9 protein-coding genes are annotated in these 6,782 nt (G+C 58.6%); 3 read left to right on the plus strand and 6 right to left on the minus strand.

The window, feature by feature from the left end; translation table 11 throughout:
* The 3 genes from AC1DWI_RS10125 to AC1DWI_RS10135 all read left to right on the plus strand — a co-directional run.
* Positions 1-1,421: YcaO-like family protein (locus AC1DWI_RS10125; protein WP_477724774.1), on the plus strand; the 1,421-nt coding region annotated here is incomplete at its 5' end.
* A gap of 13 nt (positions 1,422-1,434) precedes the next feature.
* Entirely contained in the window at positions 1,435-2,019 is a 585-nt protein-coding gene (locus AC1DWI_RS10130; RefSeq protein ID WP_477669630.1) for a tetratricopeptide repeat protein, read from the plus strand.
* Between the two features lie 34 nt (positions 2,020-2,053).
* A complete protein-coding gene (locus AC1DWI_RS10135) occupies positions 2,054-2,485 on the plus strand; it encodes a hypothetical protein (RefSeq protein WP_477669631.1) in 432 nt (143 codons plus the stop codon).
* A gap of 50 nt (positions 2,486-2,535) precedes the next feature.
* Here AC1DWI_RS10135 and AC1DWI_RS10140 read toward each other — a convergent pair whose 3' ends face one another.
* From AC1DWI_RS10140 to AC1DWI_RS10165, 6 genes are all read right to left on the minus strand, one after another.
* Positions 2,536-3,783: a tetratricopeptide repeat protein gene (locus tag AC1DWI_RS10140; protein ID WP_477724775.1), complete on the minus strand. Its 1,248-nt coding sequence runs from the start codon at positions 3,781-3,783 to the stop codon at positions 2,536-2,538.
* Positions 3,784-3,819: 36 nt separating this feature from the next.
* Positions 3,820-4,662: a sigma-70 family RNA polymerase sigma factor gene (locus AC1DWI_RS10145; RefSeq protein WP_477669633.1), complete on the minus strand. Its 843-nt coding sequence runs from the start codon at positions 4,660-4,662 to the stop codon at positions 3,820-3,822.
* Positions 4,663-4,676: 14 nt separating this feature from the next.
* On the minus strand, positions 4,677-5,567 hold the full coding sequence (gene fliP, locus AC1DWI_RS10150) for a flagellar type III secretion system pore protein FliP (RefSeq protein WP_477669634.1): 891 nt from the start codon (positions 5,565-5,567) through the stop codon (positions 4,677-4,679).
* Complete coding sequence (locus AC1DWI_RS10155) at positions 5,564-6,115, minus strand: hypothetical protein (protein WP_477669635.1); 552 nt, start codon at positions 6,113-6,115, stop codon at positions 5,564-5,566. Before AC1DWI_RS10155 ends, fliP begins: the two co-directional genes overlap by 4 nt.
* Entirely contained in the window at positions 6,112-6,552 is a 441-nt protein-coding gene (locus tag AC1DWI_RS10160) for a FliM/FliN family flagellar motor switch protein (RefSeq protein ID WP_477669636.1), read from the minus strand. Before AC1DWI_RS10160 ends, AC1DWI_RS10155 begins: the two co-directional genes overlap by 4 nt.
* Before the next feature lie 38 nt (positions 6,553-6,590).
* The coding region (locus AC1DWI_RS10165) for a FliM/FliN family flagellar motor switch protein (RefSeq protein ID WP_477724776.1) at positions 6,591-6,782 on the minus strand (192 nt) is incomplete at its 5' end.

The raw sequence follows: 6,782 nt of genomic DNA on the forward strand, positions 1-6,782 counted from the left end.
GCGCGATGCGCTATCGCAGCCGTTCGCTGCAATACCTTTTTATGGAAGCAGGAGCCGCGCTGCACAACGGAGCCTTGAGCGCCGATGCACTGGGCCTGGGCTACGCGACGATCGGCGGTTACCAGGAGCAGCCCATCGCCCTCATGTGCGGCTTGCACCGCCAGTTGCTGTTGGGCACGGCGATGTTTGGTGCCAAACCCTCACCCGAACAAATCGAGGCAGCTTCCCACGCTGCGAAAATTGATTTTTCCTGGGCGGATGTCGAATCTTCCAGTCCTCACCGTGGTGTACACCTGGCCCGGGCACGGACAGACGCGGTTGGGCCGCACGCCTGGGGTAGCCACACCGATCCAATGCAGGCGGCCCGCCAGGCCATTCAAAACGCCCTCGCGCACGCAGGTCATCAACAAGTGCACAAACTTGTCCAGGGCCGTATCAGCGAGATCGGGGACGCGCAGAACCCTGAGCAATTCGTGCGCTATGCGGACGTACAGTACAAACTCCCCAATTTCCCCTACCTGCCGTTTTCGCAGTCGCAGGTCTACCCTTGGGTTGAAGGGGTAGACCTCTGCACTGGAAAATCAGTTCATGTCCTGGGAGAGCTGGCTTTCTCCCGCGCTGGTCTGGCGGCCTTGGGGCACTGTCCGCAAAAATGCTATACGCAGGCCAACTTTTCCGGTTGCTGCAGCGGCACATCCCAGGAAGACGCGACGGTGCGGGCTTTGCATGCCGCCATCGAACAAGACTCACTGATGAGGCACTGGCTGGCCCAAAAACCAGGCATTGTTCACCCGCCAGCGCAATGGCCCAGGGAGTTGGCTCAGCGCCTCGATGCGTTTGCAAGCGAGGGATGCATCATCACGGTCCAGCGACTCTCCACGGAGTACGCCCAGGTCGCGATGGTCTCTGCTCAGCACGAGGAAAGGCATTTCACGGCTACCGCAAGCGCGRCAGGCTCCTGCTTTACCGACGCCGTCAACAGCGCGATCGATAAACTGGAAGCGAGGATTCATGCATGGATGCGAGGGTACCTTCCCCCTATCAAACTTGCAGAACAGGTCGAAACGGCCGAACACCATTTTGGGCTGTATGGACTCAAACGCCATTTCAGGCGCGCCGACAGAATGTTGTTCCCGTCCGGTGAGGTGACCGGCACCCCTTGGCCGACAGCGGAGGCGAATTACTCGCTAGACTTGCTGCTTGGGCGTTTTTCCGGGAAAGGCCTGTGCCCTGTCGCCATTGATATCACCCCCCGGCACTCCCTTGTCGATCAGGGCCGAACACAGCTTACGGTCGCGAAGGCCCTGGTGCCCGGCCTGCTTCCTGTTTCATTCGGTCACCAGCGGGAACCTCTGGGAATGGTTCCACGCAGTCACCCCGGCGCAAAATTCCCTCACCCGTTCAGCGAATTTCGAATCTGAAATGATGCCCACCATGACACAAATACCTTCCGCGCGTTCGCAGGCACAGGCTCTGCTCCAACAGGGCATTGAAGCCGGCAGAAACCAGGTACAAGCACTTGATTTTTTTCATGAGTGCGCGGCAGTCGACCCCACTTGGGGCATCCCGCTGTTTCTGATCGGCTCGCATCACGCGGCTCACGGAGAGATGGAACAGGCCGAACTGGCGCTTTCCAATGCCGTCCTGCTCTCGCCCGAGTTCACCATGGCAAGGTACCAGCTTGGAACATTGCAATTCAGCGCAGGCAGGGCTGCGGCGGCATTGGTGAGCTGGCAACCTTTACTCGACCTCCCTGAAAGCGACCCGCTGCCGTATTTCGTTCGCGGCTACGCGGCGCTCGCCCAAGACGACTTCGAAAGCGCCGTCAAGCACTACGAAGACGGTTTGGCGAGGAACACCGAAAACGAAGCTCTCTCTGGCGACATACGCAAAATCATCGCCCGAATAGCCGAATTGAAAGAATCGACCTCGGACCTTGTTCTACCGAAAGCGACAGACGGGGCCGAAGAAAACCATGTGCTGCTTTCAAACTACCAGCGCCATAACCACCCGAATTGAGATGGCTAACCCCATCTGAATTTAACCCAGTCCCATGCCCATCATTGATCCTTCTTCCCGCCTCGGGGCGTTTCTTCGCCCCAACGCCACCGACCCCAAAAGGCCGGCGCCGCCTGATGCTCCTTCGCAGGGGAAAGCCTCCGAGCTCCAGCGGGGACAAGCAGGGAACACCAACCCGTTTCTCGACTCGCTGGCACTGCTTGAGCCCAAACTCAAGCAACAGCTGCTGCAACGGATTCGTGCGCTTTCCAGAGAAGACTCACGGCAGCCACGCAAGGTATTCCAGCTGTTCATGGAATCCGTTCTGATGCAGGAATTCGTCGGCGACGCAGCGCAGGACGTGGACTGGAAGCGGCTGGCGGACCCGGTCCTGGACCAGATGGAGTTCGACCCAGAGCTGGCCTCCGCGATCAAGGATGCAGCTCGCTATCTCGTCGACGCAGCGGCCGCCATACCGCAGGTCTGAAAGGCGATATCGGTAGACAGTCCTAGGGGTTCTCGGCCTCACTCCACGGACTAGCCTTGCGGTGAATTTCCCGTGAAATCCGGAACGCTCACACCGGACAGGTTCTTCCGGCTTGCGAGCAGCCGTTGCGCGAGTTTTCGGATAGCAACTTCATCCTTCACCTCTCCATTGAGCAAAGCTTCGGCATAGCGTCCCGACAAATTATTTTTGTCCAGGCCTATGGCACGCTCCGCATGCTGTCTGGCTTCATGTGTTTGCTTTTTGAGCGCCAGCACGACCGCCATGCCGCCATGGCTTTCGGAAAAGTTGCGGTCCATCTCAAGGGCTGTGGAAAAACTGGCCTGCRCCGCCTCAAGGTCGTGATCGAGCAATTCCGCCCAGCCCTGGCCGTGCCACGTCCCGATGTGACCGGGCATGCCCTGCAAAGCGCGCGCAAAATCCTGCCGGGCCAGCTTCAGGTCACCTTTCAGTAAATGTGCAAATGCCCGCCCAGACCATGCACGACCGTCCGAATGATTGAGCTGCAGAGCCTTGTCCGCCCAGTCGATGGCTTCATCCGCTTTTCGCATACCGAGGGCCAAAGTCAATTGCGTGACGAAAATCTCGGCCGGAAGAAGGCTTGGCGGTGTTTGCAGTTGTGCTTGCTGTAACGCCAAATCCACCCAGCGCTGCGCACTCACCGCATCCCCCGCATCTATGGCGATCAGGCTTGCTATTGCGGCGGCGCTAGCGCGCAGATTTTGCAACTTTTCGGCCTCCCGAACCCAATTGCAGGCGCGCTCCAGTTCGGCCGTACGATGAAGCGACCGTAGCCACAGCTGTTGCAACAGTTCTCCTGCCAGCGAGGCTCGCGCAATACCCTCATGCGAAAGTCCCGATGCCGCACTGGTGAAAATTTCCATGTATTCCGCCAACTCGGAAACACACTCGGCGTACCGACCCTGCCTGAACTCGATATAAGCAAGATTGTGCAAAACCACGGCGGTGAACTCCGGGGGAACCCCATCGACTTGCTGCAAAACTTTCAGTGCTGCCGTGGCCTCCGGGTAAAGCTCCTGCGCCAACAGCAAATCGCCCTCCTTCAGACGCCACGACAACGCATCGGCCTGGAGCACTTGCCCATGACGCAGATAGAAGGCTGCGCGATCCCATTGCCTGCATTGCAAAGAAAGATCAAAAGCCTCTGCGAGCAACTGTAGATTGCCTGGATCTGTTTTCAGGTAGCCTTCGAGACGATCAAGGCGGGCAAGTTCAGCGGAGGCCACGTTTGCACCTTCAGTAGACAGATCGTTATTCATTGATAAACATCCATGTAACTCATAAAAAAGTCAGGCTTAAGCCAGCACATCGCAACCTTGTCGCGCCAGGCCTTGCCTCAAACTCCGGAGCGCCTGGTGGTGGATCTGGGAAACACGACTTCGCTTGACTCCCAGCATCTTTCCAATGTCATCGAACGAGGTCTCTTGAAGATAGTGATAGCGAATGACCGTTCGTTCCTGTTCCGTGAGCCCTTTGAGGAGATTGGCAAGAGTCTGCTGCAAGCGTTGCAGTTCGGTTTTTTTAAAATAAGTCACCTCAGCAGAAGCTTCGGCGGCCTCCGAATGAAACGCCTCAGCATCTATCATCCCGGTGCCTTCGAGCATGACTCCCAGGGCCAGGCTCATACCGACTTCGGCGAGAAAAGAAAACAGGAACTTCGGATCGTTCATCCTGGATGAAAGCTCGGCGCCTTCGGTCGCCGCCAGAGCCGGATCCAGTTTCTCCAGCGCCGCCGCTTTGGCGGCATTGAGGCGCTCGCGGCGCAACTCGCCCTGGACTGCAATCTGCTGGTTCTTCTCCGTCAACCGGGCAAGCCCGTTAAGGATGGAACCCTGCATTCTGCGGGCGGCAAAAGTCCTGAACTGCGCTCCCAGCGAAGGCTCATAGCGATCAAAGGACTCCAATAGCCCCACACTGGCAAGCTGAAGATAGTCATCGAACTCCACTTCGTCGTGGGTGCGGCGCGCGTAAAAAGTCGCAGCGACGATGCGAGCATATGGCAAGTGCATGGAAAGAAGTTTCTCGCGGGCGGGGGCCGCACGCTGGTCTATCCACGCTCGCCACAGCAGCAGCTCATCATCCCCCAGTCCTGAAGGTGGCGCAGACTGGGACGGCTGATTGTGTGCTGTCTTCGGCATGGTGGACACGGGGCTCAATGAAAGCTGCCAACCAGTGCCTTGAGCACAAGGCTCCATCCATCGACCAGGATGAACATCAGTATCTTGATGGGCAGGGCAATGGTGGTCGGCGGCATCATCATCATCCCCAGGGCCATGAGGATGCTCGACACGATGAGGTCTATAAGCAAAAACGGCAGGAAAATCACAAAGCCGATCTGGAACGCCGCGCGCAGCTCGGACAGCATGAATGCGGGGATGAGCTGCACATTGCTAATGTCATCCATGGTCTGCGGAACCGGGGCCTTTGACAGTTCCACCATCAATGCCAGGTCGGGCTCACGCGTCTGTCGGACCATGAATTCACGCAAGGGACCCACGCCTTTGTCGTAGGTTTGTTCCATGCCGATCCGCCCCGCCATGAACGGCTCGAAAGCATCCACATTTATTTTCTGCAGGACCGGCGACATCGTGAACATCGTCAAAAACAAGGCTAAGCCGATCAGCGCGGTATTGGGTGGCGTCTCGGGCATGCCGATGGCATGGCGCAGCATGGACAGCACGATGATGATGCGCATAAAACTGGTGAGGCATACCAGCAACGCCGGCAGTATCGCAAGAACCGTCAGGCCGAGCACGACACGCAGGGCTTGCGAGGTTTCCGTGGCGGGTGTTTTACTTGCCGCGACAGCAACCGCGGGCGCGCGGCGGGCCGCTGTGGGCGTCGGCGCTCCGGACAGCATCGGGCTGGCCTTTAGTTGAATCTCAGGCTCGCCAGCCGAATTTCGAACCACCGCGGTTTCGGCGCTCATCGCACCTTCCGCGACATCCGTCGCTTGGGCATGCACGCCCACCCATGACACCATACCGATGAGGATGCCCGCAACCCAACGCAACAACAGAGCGGCAAACGATGAGCGCCTCATGTTGCACCCTCTGGCTGCGTCGGAACGGGATGGTTTTGTCCGGCGGTGCTCGCAGACGACTCAACCACCGCGTGCTCTGACAGCAAGGTCATGGCCTGGTCGGTACAGCCGATCAGCAAACGACGCCCTCGCCATTCGATGTCGTGAACACTGTGCTTGGGTGATAGCCGGGTCGCCCCATGGAGCAGAACATCCCTGGACGAAGCACCACCCCACCAGCTTGAACGCTTTGCGGCGTCAACGCCGGCAGTCGGCCGGCGATTTCGCCATATCCAGATGGCAAAACCCGCAAAGCCAAGCGCCAAAATCGCCGTGATGGCAGTCAGCGGCGGCCCCTCACCGCCGGACGACGAGGCCGAGTCCTGCTTGAAAGGAATCGTTTTGGGCAAAGCGATGGCGCTTGTGGCAGCGGAGGCGGAGGACGCTCCCGCCGATGCAGCCGTGCCTTGGCTGAACGCGGTGGCATGGCTGACCAACAGGCAAACCGCCGCCACTTTCAGGGCGCGGAAAAAATAAGGCAAACGCTTGAGCAAACCGGCAAGCCTCATGGCTTGACTTCAGCCAGCAAGCCACTTTGAAGATCTAGCGGCAAAGGCAACTCCGTGATGCGAACCGCGAAATGTTCGTCCAGCGCCACCAATTGGCCGCGGGCAACCACCTGGCCTTCGAGCAACAAATCGACAGGCTGGCCCACAGTCCGGTCCAGCACCAGCACCTGATTTTTCGCGGCGGACATCAGCTCGCCCACCGTAAGCGTTGCCGATCCCAAGTAGACCTGCAACGTGGCCTTCACCTGGTGAATGGGATGAGCAGCATGACCCTCGGGCCGCCAGTTCTTTTTCTCGGGAGCTGCCGCGTCGCTCGGCTGATGCCTGTCGTTGGCCGGCGCATGGGGAAATGTGATCGGTCGTACCGTAAGAGCCGACACGTCAGGCTTTTCGGCATCGGCGCTTGAATAAGCAGGGTTTTGGGGTGGCGGGTTCATGATTTTTTCAGCAGCTGTATTCACGTTATGTCTCAGGGTCATTTGGGGGTAGCGGTGAGTTCCAGGGATTTAAAGCCGCTTGTTTGTGTCATCCAGGCATGCGCCACTTTTTCGCGATTCTCTGAGAAGACCTGTGAAGGGTGGTCCAGCGGGTGCTCAAGCGCGATGACGTCACCGACCCGCAGGCCTTGGAGCGCGCCCAGCGAAATGGTGCATGGAAGCAAATAGGC

The sequence above is a fragment of the Polaromonas sp. P3_C2 genome, assembly GCF_056402675.1.